At 72.0% G+C, this 17,635-nt stretch carries 16 protein-coding genes and 2 pseudogenes; 8 read left to right on the forward strand and 10 right to left on the reverse strand.

The window, feature by feature from the left end:
• Nucleotide 1: 1 nt before the first annotated feature.
• Complete coding sequence (locus tag StrepF001_RS26630; RefSeq protein WP_129800766.1) at nt 2-1,072, reverse strand: sialidase family protein; 1,071 nt, start codon at nt 1,070-1,072, stop codon at nt 2-4.
• A gap of 111 nt (nt 1,073-1,183) precedes the next feature.
• On the opposite strand from StrepF001_RS26630, the gene StrepF001_RS26635 reads away from it, so the two are divergent.
• Complete coding sequence (locus tag StrepF001_RS26635; protein WP_129800767.1) at nt 1,184-1,783, forward strand: hypothetical protein; 600 nt, start codon at nt 1,184-1,186, stop codon at nt 1,781-1,783.
• Between the two features lie 62 nt (nt 1,784-1,845).
• Complete coding sequence (locus StrepF001_RS26640; protein WP_129800768.1) at nt 1,846-3,135, forward strand: MFS transporter; 1,290 nt, start codon at nt 1,846-1,848, stop codon at nt 3,133-3,135.
• Here the strand turns inward: StrepF001_RS26640 and StrepF001_RS26645 are convergent, their stop codons facing one another.
• The gene (locus StrepF001_RS26645) at nt 3,136-3,363 is read right to left on the reverse strand and encodes a hypothetical protein (protein ID WP_129800769.1); all 228 of its coding nucleotides are present in this window, start codon (nt 3,361-3,363) and stop codon (nt 3,136-3,138) included.
• 58 nt (nt 3,364-3,421) lie between these two features.
• On the opposite strand from StrepF001_RS26645, the gene map reads away from it, so the two are divergent.
• Both map and StrepF001_RS26655 read left to right on the forward strand, forming a co-directional pair.
• Nucleotides 3,422-4,279 (forward strand): type I methionyl aminopeptidase, encoded by an 858-nt coding sequence (gene map / locus StrepF001_RS26650; RefSeq protein ID WP_129800770.1) that lies wholly within the window; start codon nt 3,422-3,424, stop codon nt 4,277-4,279.
• A gap of 142 nt (nt 4,280-4,421) precedes the next feature.
• Nucleotides 4,422-5,069, forward strand: a complete 648-nt coding sequence (locus StrepF001_RS26655; RefSeq protein ID WP_129800771.1) for a biliverdin-producing heme oxygenase — start codon at nt 4,422-4,424, stop codon at nt 5,067-5,069.
• On the opposite strand, the gene StrepF001_RS26660 is transcribed toward StrepF001_RS26655, so the two are convergent.
• Nucleotides 5,066-5,743 (reverse strand): PhzF family phenazine biosynthesis protein, encoded by a 678-nt coding sequence (locus StrepF001_RS26660; RefSeq protein WP_129800772.1) that lies wholly within the window; start codon nt 5,741-5,743, stop codon nt 5,066-5,068. The two genes, StrepF001_RS26655 and StrepF001_RS26660, sit on opposite strands and share 4 nt — an antisense overlap.
• A gap of 50 nt (nt 5,744-5,793) precedes the next feature.
• On the opposite strand from StrepF001_RS26660, the gene StrepF001_RS26665 reads away from it, so the two are divergent.
• The 3 genes from StrepF001_RS26665 (at nt 5,794) to StrepF001_RS26675 (ending at nt 8,818) form a co-directional block, all read left to right on the forward strand.
• Nucleotides 5,794-6,888 carry an iron ABC transporter permease gene (locus tag StrepF001_RS26665; RefSeq protein WP_129800773.1) on the forward strand — a complete coding sequence of 365 codons (1,095 nt, stop codon included), beginning with the start codon at nt 5,794-5,796 and terminating at the stop codon, nt 6,886-6,888.
• Complete coding sequence (locus StrepF001_RS26670; protein WP_165396376.1) at nt 6,885-7,715, forward strand: heme ABC transporter ATP-binding protein; 831 nt, start codon at nt 6,885-6,887, stop codon at nt 7,713-7,715. The genes StrepF001_RS26665 and StrepF001_RS26670 overlap by 4 nt, the downstream gene beginning before the upstream one ends.
• 101 nt (nt 7,716-7,816) lie before the next feature.
• A complete protein-coding gene (locus StrepF001_RS26675; protein WP_129800774.1) occupies nt 7,817-8,818 on the forward strand; it encodes a hypothetical protein in 1,002 nt (333 codons plus the stop codon).
• Nucleotides 8,819-8,831: 13 nt separating this feature from the next.
• On the opposite strand, the gene StrepF001_RS26680 is transcribed toward StrepF001_RS26675, so the two are convergent.
• The 6 genes and pseudogenes from StrepF001_RS26680 to StrepF001_RS26705 all read right to left on the reverse strand — a co-directional run bounded on the left by StrepF001_RS26680 (nt 8,832) and on the right by StrepF001_RS26705 (nt 14,696).
• Entirely contained in the window at nt 8,832-9,569 is a 738-nt protein-coding gene (locus StrepF001_RS26680) for a bifunctional DNA primase/polymerase (protein ID WP_129800775.1), read from the reverse strand.
• Nucleotides 9,570-9,758: 189 nt separating this feature from the next.
• Nucleotides 9,759-10,376, reverse strand: a complete 618-nt coding sequence (locus StrepF001_RS26685) for a TetR/AcrR family transcriptional regulator (RefSeq protein WP_129800776.1) — start codon at nt 10,374-10,376, stop codon at nt 9,759-9,761.
• Between the two features lie 78 nt (nt 10,377-10,454).
• Nucleotides 10,455-10,928, reverse strand: a complete 474-nt coding sequence (locus StrepF001_RS26690; RefSeq protein ID WP_129800777.1) for a carboxymuconolactone decarboxylase family protein — start codon at nt 10,926-10,928, stop codon at nt 10,455-10,457.
• Nucleotides 10,929-11,043: 115 nt separating this feature from the next.
• Complete coding sequence (locus StrepF001_RS26695) at nt 11,044-12,036, reverse strand: small ribosomal subunit Rsm22 family protein (protein WP_129800778.1); 993 nt, start codon at nt 12,034-12,036, stop codon at nt 11,044-11,046.
• Nucleotides 12,037-12,275: 239 nt separating this feature from the next.
• Nucleotides 12,276-13,449: pseudogene (locus StrepF001_RS26700) on the reverse strand (serine hydrolase domain-containing protein).
• A complete protein-coding gene (locus StrepF001_RS26705; protein ID WP_129800779.1) occupies nt 13,401-14,696 on the reverse strand; it encodes a multidrug effflux MFS transporter in 1,296 nt (431 codons plus the stop codon). Before StrepF001_RS26705 ends, StrepF001_RS26700 begins: the two are co-directional and overlap by 49 nt.
• 115 nt (nt 14,697-14,811) lie before the next feature.
• On the opposite strand from StrepF001_RS26705, the gene StrepF001_RS26710 reads away from it, so the two are divergent.
• Complete coding sequence (locus StrepF001_RS26710) at nt 14,812-15,846, forward strand: Gfo/Idh/MocA family oxidoreductase (protein ID WP_129800780.1); 1,035 nt, start codon at nt 14,812-14,814, stop codon at nt 15,844-15,846.
• Here the strand turns inward: StrepF001_RS26710 and StrepF001_RS26715 are convergent.
• Nucleotides 15,833-17,505: pseudogene (locus StrepF001_RS26715) on the reverse strand (alkaline phosphatase D family protein). The gene StrepF001_RS26710 and the pseudogene StrepF001_RS26715 sit on opposite strands and share 14 nt — an antisense overlap.
• Between the last annotated feature and the right edge of the window lie 130 nt (nt 17,506-17,635).

Below are 17,635 nucleotides of genomic sequence, written 5' to 3' on the forward strand. Positions count from 1 at the left end.
GTCAGGTGAGGTCCGTCACGGGGACTCGCAGGAAGCTGATCGTCTCGTATGCGCCGAAGTCGCCCGTCTCGTAGAGGAGTCCGACGGTGGACGCGTCGACGCGCGCGAGGTCGCTGTACGCGGCCGGCAGGCCGTCGACCGTGAACACCGGCCGCCAGGTCCTGCCGCCGTCGGCGGAGGCGCGAAGGGTCATCAGGGCGCGGCCGCGGGCGGCGGGACCGGAGAAGAGCAGGATGTCGGGGTCACGGAGCTGGAGGACGCTCGCCTGGCAGACGGGGGCGGTCAGCCCGGCCTGCGGACGGAACGGCTTCACGAGGGTCCTGCCGCCGTCCTCGGAGTGGGCGTCGGCCCGGTTGCCGGGCGAGCGGGAGTCGGTGCGGGTGTTGAAGTAGACGCGGCCGTCGGGGAGTTCGGCGGCGGTGGTCTCGTTGACGTTGACGTAGTCGTCGTCGCTGTCGTCGAGGTAGCCGAGGTACCAGGTCTCGCCTCGGTCGTCACTGAGCAGGCAGTGGCCGCCGTTGTACCGGGGCTCGTTGCCGAGGTCGGTGCCGGCCGGCGGCAGAGTGTGGTTGCCGGGGACGACGACCCGGCCGGTGCTCAGCTGGATGCCGTGGCCGGGGGTGGTGGCGTACCAGCGCCAGCCGGCCTGCTTCACCTGCTCGGTGATCTCCCGGGGCTCCGACCAGGTCCGGCCGTCGTCGTCGCTGTGCTGCACCCACACCCGGCGCCCGTCGGCCTCCTTCACCTCTCCGCGCACGATGAGCTCCTCGGCGGCCGCCGCGGCGGAGCGGACGTGGACGAGCAGGATGCGGCCGGTGTCGAGGACGACCGGGGCCGGGTTCCCGGCGAGGTCGGTGCCGTTGTCCGCGACCACCTGCAACGGGCCCCAGGTGCGGCCGCCGTCCGTGGAGCGTTTCAGCACGATGTCGATGTTTCCCCAGTCGTGCGCGGACTCGACCCGGCCCTCGCAGAAGGCGAGGAGGGTGCCGGAGTCCGTGGCGACGACCGCCGGGATCCGGTAGCTGGCGTAACCCTCGCGGCCGGCGCGGAAGGGGACGGTTGCTGCTGGCATGGGCGACTCCTCGGGGTGACCGCTGGCGGGATTGCGGCTCTGTGCCCATCTTGGGCGAATTCACGGTGAACTCCGGGTCACGAGTGCCCTGTTACGGCAGGATACGGCCGTATGGATGCCGTACGGGTCGCGTTGCTGCGTGAAGTACTCGCCGGGACCGAGTGGTTGGGAGCCACCCGGCGGTTCGCGGGGGTGCTGCGCGGGTCGGTGGTGTCGCACGGGGGCGGGCTGCTGCTCGTCGGCGCGCCGGAGTACGAGCCATGGCATCTGGCGGCCCACCTGGTGGACGAGGCCGCCTGGTCGGGTACGCCGGAGCTGGCCCCCACCCTCGTACGCCATGACGCGCGCCCCTCGGATCCGGCGCATCTGGCGGTCGGGCTGGGGCGCATCGAGGCGGCCCGGCGTGGTGAGACGCTGCTGGTGGTGTCGCCCGAGGGCCCGGGTGCGCCGCTGCTGGAGCGGGTGCACGACGCGCGGCGGGCCGGGGCGACGGTGCTGGCCCTCGGTTCGGCCGACGGGGACCTCACCGCGATGGCGCACGAGACGCTGGCCGTGCGGGAGGAGTCCGAGCTGGACCTGGACACCGTGCAGCACCTGGTGAGCGCGGCGGCCGGGGAGAACGCGCTGCCCGCGGCGCGGGGGCGGCGGCTGAGGGACCGGCTGGCGAGGCTGGCGGACGAACTGACGGCGCCGCCGCCTGCCCGCTGGTGACCTTGCCCACCGGCCGAAAAGCAGTTGCCGCCGGCTCCGCCACCCGCGGAGCATGACCGTTCGTGACCGACGAACCGCCCTCCGGCCTGCGCGCCCTCCTGCCGGACCTCGCCCCCTGGCGGGCCTCCGCCGACTTCCGGCGGCTGTGGCTGTCGGGGCTGATCTCGAACTTCGGGAGCTTCCTGACGTTCGTCGCGCTGCCGGTGCAGATCAAGGAACTCACGGGGTCAGCGGCGGCGGTCGGGGCGATCGGTGCCGTGGAGCTGATCCCGCTGATCGTCTTCGGGCTGTACGGCGGTGCGCTCGCGGACGCGCTCGACAAGCGCGGGCTGATCATCTGGACCGAGGCGGGCCAGGGGCTGCTCAGTGCGGTGCTGCTGGTGAACGCAGCTCTGCCGCAGCCCGCCGTGTGGCCTTTGTATGTCGTGGCCGCCCTGTCCTCGGCTCTCGTCTCCGTGCAGCGCCCGGCGCTCGACTCGCTCTGGCCGCGGATCGTCGCCCATGAGCACCTGCCGGCCGCGACCTCCCTCAACTCCCTGCGCTGGACGGTCGGCGGGGTCGCGGGCCCGGCCGTGGCGGGTGTGGTGGTGGCGTACGCGGGGCTCGGCTGGGCCTATGCGGCCGACCTGGTCACCTTCGTCGTCTCGGTCGCGCTGATCATTCCCCTCGCCTCCTCCCCCGCCTCGCACGAGGCGGCGAAACCCTCGCTTCGGGCCATCGCCGAGGGCGCCCGGTACGCCTGGAGCCGCAAGGAGCTCCTCGGCACCTACGCCGTGGACCTCGCCGCGATGTTCCTGGCGATGCCGCTGGCCCTGCTGCCGTTCCTGGCGGACGAGCTGGACGCCGAGTGGTCGCTGGGACTGATGTACGCGACGGTGCCGCTCGGGTCGCTGCTGGTGAGCGTGACCAGCGGCTGGACCGCGAGGATCCACCGGCACGGCCGGATGGTCGTCCTCTCGGCCGCGCTGTGGGGCGTGTCGATCGCGGCCGCCGGAGTCGTCGGCAACGTGTGGCTGGTGCTGCTGTGCCTGACCGTGGCCGGCGGCTGCGACATGGTCAGCGGGATCTTCCGCGGGGTCATGTGGAACCAGACGATCCCGGACGAGCTGCGGGGCCGGCTCGCCGGGATCGAGCTGCTGTCGTACTCGGTCGGGCCGACCCTCGGCCAGGTCAGGTCGGGCGGTTTCGCCGCGTGGTGGGGCGTGCGGGCGTCGGTGTGGTCGGGCGGGCTGCTGTGCGTGGGCGCGGTGGGGCTGCTCGCCCTGTGCCTGCCGAAGCTGATGACGTACGACGCCCGGACGAGCGAGCACGCGGTGCGGGTGCGCGCCCAGCGGGCGGCGGCCAAGGCTTGATCAGTCGTCGTCCGTGCCGGTGGGGGTGTCGTGCCACTTGGGGTCGGTCTCCCACTCGAGGTTGCGCTCGCGGGCGGTCTCCATCGCGTGCTCGGCCTCCGCGCGGGAGGCGTACGGCCCGAAGCGGTCCTTGGCGGGGCACTCCGGCCCTTCCTCGACCTTCTTGTGCAGCAGGCAGTAGTACCACTCGCCCGGCTTACCGACCGTGCGCTTCTTGAACAGGGCCATGACCGGCTCCTTTCGCCAGGGACATGGTCTCGTATGCCCGCTGGTTAGACTCCCTGATATGTCTGGCCAGTCGTTGCTCGTCCCAGGGGAGCTGTCTCCCACCCGTTCCGTGCCCGGAAACATCCGGCGCCCCGAGTACGTCGGCAAGCCCGCGCCGACCCCGTACGCGGGGCCGGAGGTGCAGACCCCGGAGACGGTCGAGGCGATGCGCGTCGCCGGCCGTATCGCCGCGCAGGCGATGGCGGAGGCGGCGAAGCTGATCGCACCGGGTGTGACCACCGACGAGCTGGACAAGGTGGCGCACGACTACATGTGCGACCACGGCGCCTATCCCTCGACGCTCGGCTACCGCGGCTTCCCGAAGTCCCTGTGCACGAGCATCAACGAGGTCATCTGCCACGGCATCCCGGACTCCACGGTCCTGCGGGACGGCGACATCATCAACCTCGACGTCACCGCGTACATCGGCGGAGTGCACGGCGACAACAACGCCACGTACCTGGTCGGCGACGTCGACGAGGAGAGCCGTCTGCTGGTGGAGCGCACGCGCGAGTCCCTCAACCGCGCGATCAAGGCGGTCAGACCGGGCCGCCAGATCAACGTCATCGGCCGTGTGATCGAGTCGTACGCCAAGCGTTTCGGCTACGGCGTGGTCCGCGACTTCACCGGACACGGCATCAACTCGTCCTTCCACTCGGGCCTGATCATCCCGCACTACGACAGCCCGCACGCGACGACGGTCATGCAGCCCGGGATGACCTTCACGATCGAGCCGATGCTGACGCTCGGCACGCACGAGTACGACATGTGGGACGACGGCTGGACGGTCGTGACGAAGGACCGCAGGCGGACGGCGCAGTTCGAGCACACGCTGGTGGTGACGGACACGGGAGCGGAGATTCTGACGCTGCCCTGACCGGCCCCGCTGTGCAGGCCCGCTCTCTTCGGAGGGCGGGCCTTTTTGGGTGGTTTCCGGGACGATTCGGGTACACATTTACCGACAGTGAGTCGGCAAAAGCATTGACTTAGGTAAGCCTAACCATAGAGAATCTGGGCTCATGGACTCCTTCTCGACGCTCCTGCGCACCACCACCCACGAGCTGCACGAAGAGGCGAACTCGTCGACATTCATGAGCGATCTGCTGGGCGGCCGGCTGGGGGTGGACGCCTACGCGCGCTACACCGAGCAGCTGTGGTTCGTGTACGAGGCCCTGGAGTCCGGCGCCGGGCGGCTGACGTCCGACCCGGTGGCCGGCCCCTTCGTCCGCCCGGAGCTGATGCGGACGGCGTCGCTCGAACGGGACCTGGCGCATCTGCGGGGCCCCGGCTGGCGGTCCACCCTCTCCGCGCTGCCCGCCACGCAGGCGTACGCCGACCGGATCGAGGAGTGTGCCCGCACCTGGCCGGGCGGGTACGTCGCCCACCACTACACCCGCTACCTCGGCGACCTCGCCGGCGGCCAGGTCGTCCGCGACCGGGCGGAGAAGACCTGGGGCTTCGACAAGAAGGGTGACGGGGTCCGCTTCTACGTCTTCGACCAGATCTCCAACCCGGCGGCCTTCAAGCGCGGCTACCGCCAACTGCTGGACGACGTCCGGGCGGACGACCTGGAGAAGCAGCGGATCATCGCCGAGTGCCAGCGGGCGTTCCGGCTGAACATGGCGGTCTTCCAGGCACTGAGCGAGGAGTTCCCACTGAGTGCCTAACGCTCGAGGAGCACGCGTCCGCCGATCTCGACCCAGCCCTCCGGCTGTGGAGCCGTCAGGATCTGTGAGCCCGTGCCCTGGGTGATGTTGAGAGCGCGGCCCAGTCGGTCGGTGAGGAGAAGGGCGGCCGCGCCGGTCGCCTCGTCCTCGTCGATGCCGTCGTCACGGCCGGGGAAGGCGCGGGCGCGGACGCGGCCCGCCGCCTCGTCCTCCCAGGCCCAGGCGTACACCCTCCCCCACTGCCCGAAAGGCGTGGGAGGTGCCTCCACCCCCGGCGGCGGCACGGGCAGCTCGTCGACCTCGGCCGCCGTGCCGTACCGGCGCAGCGTGCGCGGCGGAGCCCACTCCGCGCGGGCCTCGATCCAGCTGAACTCCCCGTCCTGCCGGGCGCCCACCACCCCGGCGGGCGTGATGAGTTCGGGCACGTCGAGCAGCCAGGCCGCGCCGACGCAGGGGTGTCCGGCGAAGGGCAGCCGGGTGCTGGGGGTGTAGATGTCGATGACCCCGCGCTCGGGGTCGTCCACGAACACGGTCTCGCTGAAGCCGAGCTTCGCGGCGAACGCCTGCCGGTCGCTCCGCTCGGGCATGACCGAGCCGTCGCGGACGACGCCGAGTTCGTTGCCGTATCCCCCGCCGGGGCTGCAGAAGACCCGCAGGACGTCGTAGTCAGTCACCCCGGCATTGAAACACCGACCGAGAGGAACCGGACGATGGGTGGTGCCGTATGACGGTGCTGGAGAAGAGGGCCGCCGAGGAAGCGGCCCCACCGCCCGGCACCCCGCCCCGCAGACCCCGGGGCACCGCCTGGCTGCTGACCGCGGGGCTGGTGCTCGCCCTGCTCGTCCTCGTCCCGGTGGCCGCCGGTATCGGCGCCTACCCGATCCCGGTCGGTGACGTCCTCGGCTCGGTGCTGCACAGGGTCGGGCTGGGCGGCGCCGAGCCGGACCGGGTCGCCGAGTCCGTGCTGTGGAACGTCCGCTTCCCGCGGATCGTGCTCGCCCTGCTCGTCGGGGCCTCGCTGGGCTGCGCGGGCGCGCTGATGCAGGGTGTGTTCGGCAACCCGCTGGCCGAACCGGGCACGATCGGTGTCTCCCTGGGCGCGGCGGTCGGTGCGGTGGCCTCGATCGCGCTCGGTCTGACCTTCCTCGGCAACTGGACCCTCCCGGCGACGGCCTTCGTCGCCGGTCTCGGCACCGTGCTGCTGGTGTACGCGATGTCGCGCTCGGGCGGCCGTACGGAGGTCGTGACGCTGATCCTCACCGGTATCGCGGTGAACGCGTTCTGCGGGGCGCTCGTCGGCCTGTTCATCTTCCTCGCCGACACCGCTGCGGTGAACCAGATCACCTTCTGGCAGCTGGGCTCCCTCGCCCAGGCGACATGGCCGAAGGTGCTCGCGGTGCTGCCGTGCGCGGCGGTCGGCCTGCTGCTCGCGCCGCTGTACTCGCGCCGCCTGGACCTGCTCGCCCTCGGCGACCGGCCCGCCCGCCACCTGGGCGTGGACGTGGAGCGACTGCGGATCGTGCTCATCCTCGTCATCGCGCTGCTGACGGCGGCCGCGGTGAGCGTCTCCGGTGTCATCGGCTTCATCGGTCTCGTCGTACCGCACCTGCTGCGGATGGCGGCAGGACCCGGGCACCGCTTCCTCGTTCCGGGCAGCGCCCTGGGCGGGGCGGTGGTGCTGCTCGGCGCCGATCTCGCGGCCCGGACGCTGGCCGCGCCCGCCGAGCTCCCCCTCGGTGTACTGACAGCACTGCTCGGCAGCCCCTTCTTCTTCTGGCTGCTGCGCCGGACCCGACGCAAGCAAGGAGGCTGGGCGTGATCCGCCTGCGCACGCGACCCGTTCCCCCACCGGTGCCGGTGCCCGGCGACGTCCTCGCCGGGACCGAGGGCCTGCAGGTCCGCCTCGGTGGGCGTACCGTCCTGCACGGCGTCGACGTGACCGTCCGCGCCGGCGAGGTGCTCGCCCTCGTCGGCCCCAACGGGGCGGGAAAATCGACCCTGTTGGGCACCCTGGCCGCCGATCTCCCGGCCGCGGAAGGCGTCGTGCGGATCCACGGCCGCCCGGTGTCGGACTGGTCCGCGCCCGAACTCGCTCTGCGCCGGGCCGTGTTGCCGCAGTCGGCGGCGCTGTCCTTCCCGTTCACGGTGGAGGAGGTGGTCCGGATGGGGCGCGCACCCTGGGCGGCCGTCGGCGGGGAGGGCGCCGACTCGGACGACACAGCGGTCGGCGAGGCGATGGCGCGGGCCGAGGTGACCGCGTTCGCCGCGCGGCCCTTCTCCGCGCTCAGCGGCGGCGAGCGGGCCCGTGTCGCGCTCGCCCGGGTACTCGCCCAACGCGCCCCGCTGCTGCTGCTCGACGAGCCGACCGCCGCCCTCGACCTCAAGCACCAGGAGCTGGTGCTGCGGCTGTGCCGGGAGCGAGCCCGGGCCGGCGACGCGGTGGTGGTCGTCCTGCACGATCTGGGGCTCGCGGCGGCCTACGCGCACCGTGTCGCGATCCTGCACGCCGGCCGGATCGCCGCCGACGGGCCCCCGGCGGAGGTGTTCTCCGACCGGCTCCTCACGGACGTCTACGACCAGCCCGTCGAGGTGCTCCCGCACCCGCGCACGGGAGCGGTCCTGGTGACCCCCCGGCGGGACGTGTGAAGGCCAGGTCACGGTGTGGCCGCTGAAGTCGGTCCCGGCGCCCACGCGTTCCCCGGCCCCGGTAGGGTTCGCCTCCGGGAAGGGGAAGGTGAAAGGACCCGATGAGCAGGGATCGCGGCCCTCGCAGGCTTCGCAGGCTGGACCGGAGCGTGCTCATGGCAGCTTCGATGACCGCTTTGTCGGTGACGGCGAGCGGGTGCGTGGTGGTGCACGGCGAGCGTGAGGTGCTCCCCGCGACGACCGAGGACGAGGCGGCCAAGGCGCTGGCCGAGTTCACGGCCGCGTACAACAGGGCCGACAAGGCCTACGACAGCTCCCTCGACGCCGACCATGTCACCGGCCCCCTGGGCGCGATCGACGAGGCGCGCCTGAAGGCGGGCCGCGCCAACAACCCGGACGGCAATCCCGCGCACTCCCCGCTGAAGTTCAGCGACGTCGAGTACACCATCCCGAAGAAGGCCGGCTGGCCGCGCTGGTTCCTCGCCGACGCCGCGGCCAACAAGGGCTCCGCCGCGCGCTGGCTGATGGTGTTCACCCGCAACGGGCTCACCGAGCAGTGGCAGGTGTCGTATCTCACGCTGGTGGCGCCCGGCAAGGTACCGGAGTTCAAGAAGGACAAGGACGGCTGGGCCGAGGCGATCCCCGCGAACTCCCCCGAACTCGCCGTGGCACCGGGCGACTTGAGCCAGAACTACACGACGTACCTCCAGGACGGCGGGGACGCCTTCGCGCCCGGCACGCACACCACCACGTGGCGCGAACTGCGTGACAAGAACAAGAGCAAGCCGGGCCTGGCCACCCAGTACATCGACGAGCCGCTGACGAACGGCGACTACGCCCCCGTGGCGCTGCGCACCGCCGACGGCGGGGCGCTGGTGTTCTTCAGCACCCGCCACTTCGAGAAGCAGACGGCCGCGGCCGGCACGTCGGTACCGACGCCGAACAAGGACGTCGAGGCCCTGACGACCGGCGAGATCAAGCAGTCACTGACGCTGGAGGTCGTCTCCAACGAGGTTGCCCTGGCCCCGGAGAAGGGCTCCGGGAACCAGCAGGTGACAGTGCTGGGCCGGATCCAGGGGCTGACGGCGGCGAAGGGCGAGTAGGGCGCTCGGCCGCTCAGTGGCGCAGGGGCCAGGCCGCGCTCGCGTGGTCCGGCTCCGTGCCCGCGTACCGGGCGCAGGCGTCGGTGAGGACTTCCAGCAGGCTCAGCGGATCGGGCAGCTCATGCTCGGGGCCGCGTACCCAGTGCACGCTCTGGTCGTCGCCGGGGAGGCGGGCCGGGGGGACGAGGACGTAGGAGCCGCGGCAGTGCCAGCGCAGGCCCGGATGCTCGTCCATCGTCTCGGGGTGACAGTCCAGCTCGCACGGCCACCACTCGTCCTCGTCCTCGGGGGTGCCGCGGGTGAGGGTGAAGAACAGCATGCGGCCGTCGTCGCTCGCGGCGACCGGGCCGACCTCCACGCCGGCGGCGAGGAGACGCTGCAACGCCTCGCGACCGGCCTCCAGGGGCACGTCGAGGACGTCGTGCACCATGCCGGTCGCGGTGATGAAGTTGGCCTGCGGCTGATGGCGGGCCCAGCGCTCGATCTGCGCGCGGTCGGTCGTGGACTGCGTCTGCCAGGCGAACGACACCGGGTGCCGGGCGGGCGTCGGACAGCCGACGCGGTCACAGGAACAGCGATAACCGGGGGCCGGGTACGCGGCGGGCGCCAGCGGCAGCCCCGCGGCGGCGACGGCGAGCAGCAGGTCCTCACGGCCGCCGTCGTCGGCAGCGGCCTCCTTCGGGCGGCGTCCCCGCAGCCACTGGGAGAGTTTGCCCTGCCGGCCGGTGCGACCGCCGAACTCCGCGCTCATCTATCCCCTCGCCTCGCTGTCGAACCTCGCCGTTGAACCTCGCTGCCGAAACGGACAGCTTGCTCCATGGTCCCACCATCCTGCTCCTTGGGGGGCGGCAGTCCCCAACCGGGGTGGGTGGGGCGAGACGTACTCCACACAGGGATCAGGGGTCATCGGGCACTTTGCCGCCATTTATCAGGGTGCAGGTCATCGGGGCGCGATTCCGTACAGGGCGTAGTCGACGAGGGTGTCGGTGTACTCGTACGAGATGGATCCGGTGTGCTGCAGCCAGCGCTGGGCGAGCGGGGAGACGAAGAGTTCCAGGGCTATACGGGGGTCCACCTCGGGGCGTACGTCGCCGGCCTTCTGTGCGGAGCGCAGGCGCTGGACGTACAGCTGGAGCGAGGGTTCGAGGAGCTTGGCCACGAACTCCCGGCCGAGCTCCTCGTTGACCAGCCCCTCGGCGGCCAGGGCGCGGGACGGGACCTCGAACCGGGGGTCGAGCAGCTCGTCGACCGTGGCGCGCAGGACGGCCTTGAGGTCGGCGGCGAGGTCGCCGGTGTCCGGGATGGTGGCGTACGGCTCCTGTCCGGCGTCCTGTGCCGTCTGCTCGGCCAGGGCGAGGAAGGCCTCCAGCAGGACGTCGGCCTTCGACGACCACCAGCGGTAGATGGTCTGCTTGCCGACGCCGGCGCGGGCGGCGATGCCCTCGACGGTGGTCTTGGCGTAACCGACCTCGCCGACGAGTTCGAGGGCGGCGGCGTAGATCGCGCGACGGGACTTCTCGCTGCGGCGGGTGGCGTCGGGGGCGGACTTCTTGGCCATGGGGCGAATTTACCAGGCCGACAAGACGTTGCGTCTCGTCACGCCCCCTGAACCGAGCCGCCCCCGACGCACTCCCGGCTATCCGAACTGGCCGGGCTGGTAGTCGCCGGCGGGCTGCCGGGTGATGACGTTCAGCCGGTTGAAGGTGTTGATGAGGGCGATCTGGGACACCAGGGCGGCGAGCTGCTCCTCGTCGTAGTGCTTGGCGGCGTTCGCCCAGGCCTCGTCCGTGACACCGCCGGCCGCGTCCGCGATGCGGGTGCCCTGTTCCGTCAGCTCCAGCGCGGCACGCTCGGCCTCGGTGAACACCGTGGCCTCACGCCAGGCCGCGACCAGGTTGAGGCGTACGGAGGTCTCACCGGCGGCGAGGGCGTCCTTGGTGTGCATGTCGGTGCAGAAACCGCAGCCGTTGATCTGGCTCGCGCGGAGGTTCACCAGTTCCTGCGTCGCTGCGGGCAGCGGCGAGTCCGCGAGCACCTTGCCCGCAGCGACGATGTGCTTCAGGAACTTGCCTGCGGTCGGGCTGCCGAAGACGTTCAAACGGGCTTCCATGGTGGGCTCCTCTGCCGTGGTCGGTGGCTACACCCCCCTGACGGAACGGCTCGGCGGGATGTGACACGGCCGGAGGTGACGGGCGTCACAGATCACAGAGGGAGCGGCGACCCGCCTACGACAACTCCACGGGCGGCCACGCGTCGCCCCAGTCGGCGTCGCGGGCCGCCTTGTACCGGTCGCCGTGGCGTTTGGTGACGGTCGTCCTGCGGAGCTGTTCGTCGGTCTCGCACAGGTCGAGGAGGACCTGGCCCTTGCGGATCTGGGGTTTGCGGACGACCCGGGAGGGGGCCGGCGTGGGCGGGAAACGGGTGGCGGCGACGTAGCTGAACTTCTCGTCCTCGTAGGCGAGGGAGCCGCCCTTGACCTGCCGGTGCAACGAGGAACGGCTGACCCGCGCCGAGAAGTGGCACCAGTCGGCGCCGGGGACGATGGGGCAGGCGGCGCTGTGCGGGCAGGGGGCGGCGATATGGAAGCCGGCGGCGATCAGACGGTCGCGGGCGTCGATGATGCGGGCGTAGCCGTCGGGGGTGCCGGGCTCGACGAGGACGACGGCCTGGGCGGCGGCCGCGGCGGCGTCGACGAGGGCGGCGCGGTCGGGGGCGGTGAGCTCGTTGAGGACGTAGGAGACGGTGACGAGATCGGTGCTCTCGAGGGTGAGCGCCGCTCCGATACGAGAGCGCTGCCAGCGGGCGTCCCGCAGCGCCGGGTTGGCGGCGGCGACCTCGCGCCCGAGCGCGAGCGCGGGCTCGGCCCAGTCCAGCACGGTCACCGGCCGGACCCCGCCCCAGGTGGCGGTGACGGCCCAGCTCGCGGCGCCGGTACCGCCCCCGACGTCCACATGCCCGCCGGGCACCCACCCGGGCACGGCCGCCGCGAACGCCCCCAGCGCCGAGCGCACCGCCTCGAACGTGGCCGGCATCCGGTACGCGGCGTACGCGGCCACGTCAGCACGGTCCCGAAGGATCGGGGCGTCGGTCGGGGTGGCGCCCCGGTAATGACCGATCAGCCGCTCCACGGCCTGCGCGGCCTGCCGGGGCGGAAGTCCGTCGAGCAGCCCGGCGAGGGCGGCGCGGAGGGTTTCGGCCGGGGACTGGGGGGCGTTCACCTGGCGATTCTATGGGGCGGCGAGGTGGAGCGGCGCACCGCTTTGCGAGCACCGCTCACATTCGAGCGTGCCGCACGTCGCTGAGGGCAGCGCTCACCGTCGAGAGCACCGCTCACCACCGAGGCACCGCTCGCCGTCGAGAGCACCGCTCGCCGTCGAGAGCACCGCTCACCACCGAGGGCACCACCCATCACCAAGAGCACCGCTCACCACCAAGAGCACCGCTCACAATGGCCCGCTCACACCCCCCGCACCGCCCGAGCCACCCGCGTCCCCGCCGCTGCCCGCGGTCGGCTGTCCGGGGCGCGGCGGCAGGGGTGGACCGTGTTCGCGAGCAGGATCAGGAACGTGTCCGTCGCCCGGTCCAGCACCAGCGATGTCCCCGTGAAACCGGTGTGCCCGGCCGCTCCCCGCCCCGCCAGCTCCCCCATGAACCACGGCTGGTCCAGCACGAACCCCAGCCCGGGCGGCGTCAGCAGCAGCTCCACGAAATCCGGGCCCAGGATGCGCGCCGGCCCGTACGAACCCCCGCCAGCAGCGCCCGGCAGAACACGCCAGGTCCCGCCCCGTGGCGAACAGTCCCGCGTGACCGGCCACCCCGCCCAGCGCCCACGCGTTCTCGTCGTGGACGACCCCCCGCAGCATCCCCCGGTCGGCCTTCGCCCACGGCCGGCGCTGGTCCTCCGTCGCCGCCGCGCCCGGGCACGGGCCGAAGCCTGTCGACGACATCCCCAGCGGGCGGGTGATCCCGTCGCGTACGAGGACGTCCAGGGGGTGGCCGGTGATGCGTTCCAGGGCGTACTGGAGCAGCAGCATGTTCAGGTCGGAGTAGCGGTACACGCCGGGCTTCCCCGTCGGCGGCTCCGCGTGCAGCAGCGCCTGCCGTCCGGTGTCGTCCGGGCAGTCGTACAGCGGGAGTTCGGGCCGCAGCCCGGAGGTGTGGGTGAGCAGCTGCCGTACGGTGACGCCGTGCCGGGCGGCGGCGCGGAAGTCCGGCAGGTAGTCGCCCACGCGCGCGTCGATGCCGAGCGTGCCGCGTTCGATCTGCTGGACCGCGGCGACCGCGGTGAACAGCTTGGTGAGCGAGGCGAGGTCGAAGGGCGTGTCCACGGTCATCGGCACCCGGTCGGCGGCCGGCAGTTCGACCCCCGCGTCCGTCTCCGGGTCGTACGCCGCGTACCGCACGGCGTGACCCGCCGCCTCCTCCACCGCGAGCACCGGCCCGCGCCCGGCGACGACGACGGCACCCGCGGCCCACGGGCGCTCACCGGTCGTCAGGCCCTGGACGTCGCGGACGAGGAGACGGAGTTCGCCGGGGTCGAGTCCGGCCCGTTCCGGTGTGCCGCTCCGCAGCCTCGGCGCACTCAGCTCCCCGCTCCCTCCACGCCCGTACCCGCGTTCCAAGGTCGGCACAATCCCACGAAGCAGGCCACCGCCACCAGGGCTGCGGCCAGTTGGACGACGGCCATGGGGACGGCGGTGTGCTCGCCCCCGATCCCGGCGAGCGGGGAGGCGATGGCGCCGATGAGGAAGGAGGACGTACCGAGCAGGGCGGACGCCGAGCCGGCGGAGTGCCTGGTGCGCAGGAGGGCGAGTGTCTGCGCGTTGGGCAGGGTGAAACCCATCGCGGTCATCAGGACGAACAGCGCGCCGGAGACCGGGACGAGCCCCATCTCGCCGAAGACGCCCAGCGACATCAGCAGCAGCGAGGTCGCGGCCAGGACGACGACCGTCAGCCCGAGGGCGAGGACCCGGTCGAGGCGGACCCGGCCGACCAGCACCTTGCCGTTGATCTGCCCGGCGGCGACGAGGCCGATGGAGTTCAGGCCGAACAGCAGGCTGAAGGTCTGCGGGGAGGCGCCGTGGATCTCCTGGATCACGAACGGCGACGCGGAGACGTAGGCGAACAGCGCGGCGAAGGCGAAGCCGCCGGCGAGCATGTAGCCGGTGAAGGGCAGGTCGGCGAGGAGCCGGCGCATCGAGTGCAGGGCCTCGCCGATGCCGCCGCGGTGGCGTTCGGCGGGCGGGAGGGTCTCCGGGAGCCGGAACCAGACGACCCCGGCGAGCAGCACCCCGACGGCCGTGAGGACCACGAACACGCCCCGCCAGTCCGTCACCCGCAGGATCTGCCCGCCGATGAGCGGCGCGACGATCGGGGCGACCCCGGAGATCAGCATGAGGGTGGAGAAGAAGCGGGCCATGGCCACGCCGTCGTACAGGTCGCGCACGACCGCCCGCGCGATCACGATCCCGGCCGCACCGGCGAGGCCCTGCACCAGCCGGAAGGCGACCAGGGACTCGACGGTGGGTGCCATCGCGCACAGGACGGTGGCGACGATGTACACGGCGAGTCCGGTCAGCAGCGGCCGCCGGCGGCCCCACCGGTCGCTCATCGGGCCGACGACCAGCTGTCCGAGCGCCATGCCGGCCAGGCAGGCGGTGAGCGTGAGCTGCACGGTCGCGGCGGGTGCGTGCAGGGACTCGGTGACCTCCGGCATGGCGGGGAGGTACATGTCCATGGACAGCGGCGGGACGGCGGTGAGCCCGCCGAGGATGAGCGTGACGAGCAGTCCGGTGCGGCGCAGTGCACGAACGGGCGGCCGCATCGTCGGTGCGGCCGCCTGAGAAAGATCCGGTATCGGTGCCCCGCCTTCGACCATGTGCCCCTCCCTCTTGCATGCAGCAGTCCGCCCCTATGCTCTCAGTTCGAACACAGTGCCTGGTGACATCGAACGAGAACGAACAAGATCGAACGAGAACGAGGGCGGGGCGGGCATGACGGCGGACAGCGTGCGGTGGGGGATCCTGGCGACGGGCGGGATCGCGGCGGCGTTCACGGCGGATCTGGTGGATCTGCCGGACGCGGAGGTGGTGGCGGTGGCCTCGCGGACTTCAGGCTCGGCGAAGGCGTTCGCGGAACGGTTCGGGATCCCCCGGGCGTACGGCGACTGGGAGTTGCTGGCGCGGGACGAGGGCGTCGATGTCGTGTACGTCGCCACTCCGCACGCGGCGCACCGGGAGGCCGCGGGTCTGTGTCTGGCGGCGGGGCGGAACGTGCTGTGCGAGAAGGCGTTCACGCTGAACGTGCGCGAGGCGGAGGAACTGGTCGCGCTGGCGCGGGAGCACGGGAGCTTCCTGATGGAAGCGATGTGGATGTACTGCAATCCGCTGGTGCGGCGACTGAAGGCGCTGGTGGACGACGGGGCGATCGGCGAAGTGCGCAGTGTTCAGGCGGACTTCGGACTGGCGGGCCCCTTCCCGCCGGCGCATCGACTGCGGGATCCGCAGCAGGGCGGGGGCGCGCTGCTGGACCTCGGCGTCTACCCGGTCTCCTTCGCGCATCTACTGCTGGGCGAGCCGTCGGACATCACGGCGAGAGCGGTGCTCTCCGATGAGGGCGTCGATCTCCAGACGGGAGCACTGCTCTCCTGGGAGAGCGGCGCTCTCGCTTCGGTGCACTGCTCCATCGTCGGCGGTACGCCCGTCGCCGCCTCGGTCACCGGCTCGCACGGCCGTATCGACATCCCGAACGGCTTCTTCAACCCCGACCGTTTCGTCCTGCACCGCGACGGCCGCGACCCCGAGGAGTTCGGCCACGACCCGGCCGCCGACCCCCACAACAGCCTCAAGCACGAGGCCCGCGAGGTGATGCGGGCCCTGCGCGCCGGCGAGACCGAGTCCCCCCTCGTCCCGCTCGACGGCACGCTCGCCGTGATGCGGACGCTCGACGCGATCCGTGACCGCATCGGCGTCCGCTACCCCGGCGAGCATCCCGACCAGGCGGACGAGCCGCAGCTCACACCTGCCTGAGCCCCGGCTTCCCCGCCTCCGTGACGAAGGACGCGGCCGTCGTGACCGGCGCCCCGGGCGTGGTCACGTACGGCACCGTCTTGAAGTCGGCCCGGGCCGAGTCCTCGCCGAGGTCGACGGTCACGTAACCGCGCTGACCGTTGTAGTGCTTCATGTGCGGGTTACGCGCAAGGTAGCCCGCCCAGTTCGACGGCTGCGCCGAACCGTCCTTGCCGCTGGTGATCGACGTGGTGACGATCTCGGTGCCGACCGTGTGCGAGTCCGGGTCGTCGAAGTCCCGCTTGATGTCCATCGCGTAGGAGACGTGGACGTCACCGGTGAGCACCATGAGGTTCTCCACGCGGGCCGCGTCCGCGCCCTTGAGCAGGCGCTCGCGGGAGGCCGGGTAGCCGTCCCAGGAGTCCATGGAGCGCGTGGTGTTGCCGGCGGTGGGGTGGTTGCGGCGGGAGAAGGTGACCTGCTGCGGGACCACGTTCCACAGGGCGCGCGAGCGGCGCCAGCCGTCGATCAGCCACCGCTCCTGGGTGAAGCCGGGCAGCGTCTGCGACGCGGCCTCGGACTCGGCGGTCGGGGTCTTCCAGCCGTCGCCGTTGGCCTGGTCGGTGCGGTACTGGCGGGTGTCCAGGATGTCGAACTGGGCGAGCCGGCCCCACTGCAGACGGCGGTAGAGCTGCATGTCCGGGCCGTCCGGCAGCTGCGGGCGGCGCAGCGGCTGGTTCTCCCAGTACGCGCGGTACGCGGAGGCGCGGCGCAGCAGGAACTCCTCCGGCGGGACGCTGTTCTCCGGGGTGTCACCGGCGTAGTTGTTCTCGGTCTCGTGGTCGTCCCAGGTGACGACGAAGGGGTGCGCGGCGTGCGCGGCGCGCAGGTCCGGGTCGGTCTTGTAGAGGGCGTACCGCAGGCGGTAGTCCTCCAGGGTCGTGGTCTCCCGGTTGAAGAGGTCGGGCAGCACGCGGTCGGTGTGGTTGCGGGCGCCGCCGACGGAGTTGACGGCGTACTCGTAGAGGTAGTCGCCGAGGTGGAAGACGACGTCGACGTCGTCCTGGGCGAGGTGCTGGTACGCGGTGTAGTAGCCGTCGTGGTACGCCTGGCAGGACACTGCGGCGAGGGTCAGGCCCGAGGTGCGCTGCGAGGTGGCGGGCGCGGTGCGGGTGCGACCGGTCTCGCTGACCCAACTGCCCACGCGGAAGCGGTAGTAGTAGACGCGGCCGGGCGCGAGGTCGTCGACCTCGACGTGCACGGTGTGGTGGAACTCGGGGTGCGCGGTGGCCTTGCCGCGTCGGGCCACCCGGCGGAACCGCTCGTCAAGGGCCAGCTCCCAGCGCACCTCGACGCGCTCGGCGGGCAGTCCGCTGCCGCTCTCGTACGGGGAGGGGGCGAGCCGCGTCCACAGGAGCACGGAGTCGGGATGGGGGTCCCCCCATGCTCTTAAGGCTATGGGGGAGGGTCGCCGGAGGCGACGCCGAGGGTGAACGGGTCGTCGGTGATCCGCGCGGCGTCGAGTTCGGCGGCGCCGGCGACGCCCGCGGTGGGCAGGTTCACCGCGAACGCGAGCGCGGCGGCCGCGCCGGTGACGGTCAGAAAGCGACGGCGGCCGATGTGCCGGGCGGCCGCGCGGAATTCGGGGTCGTGCTGTGACGGGCGTGCTGCGGATGTCATCCGGTCCTCCCCTGACGAACCTGTCGATTCGATGCAGGAGGCATTGGAGTGGCCGGGAACGACCCGCGCTTGGCACGTACACAACACTCGGATGGCGGGCGGATGAGTTCCGCATGGCGGACCCTCGCCT

Source organism: Streptomyces sp. F001, from assembly GCF_004187715.1.
GTDB lineage: Bacteria > Actinomycetota > Actinomycetes > Streptomycetales > Streptomycetaceae > Streptomyces > Streptomyces flavusporus.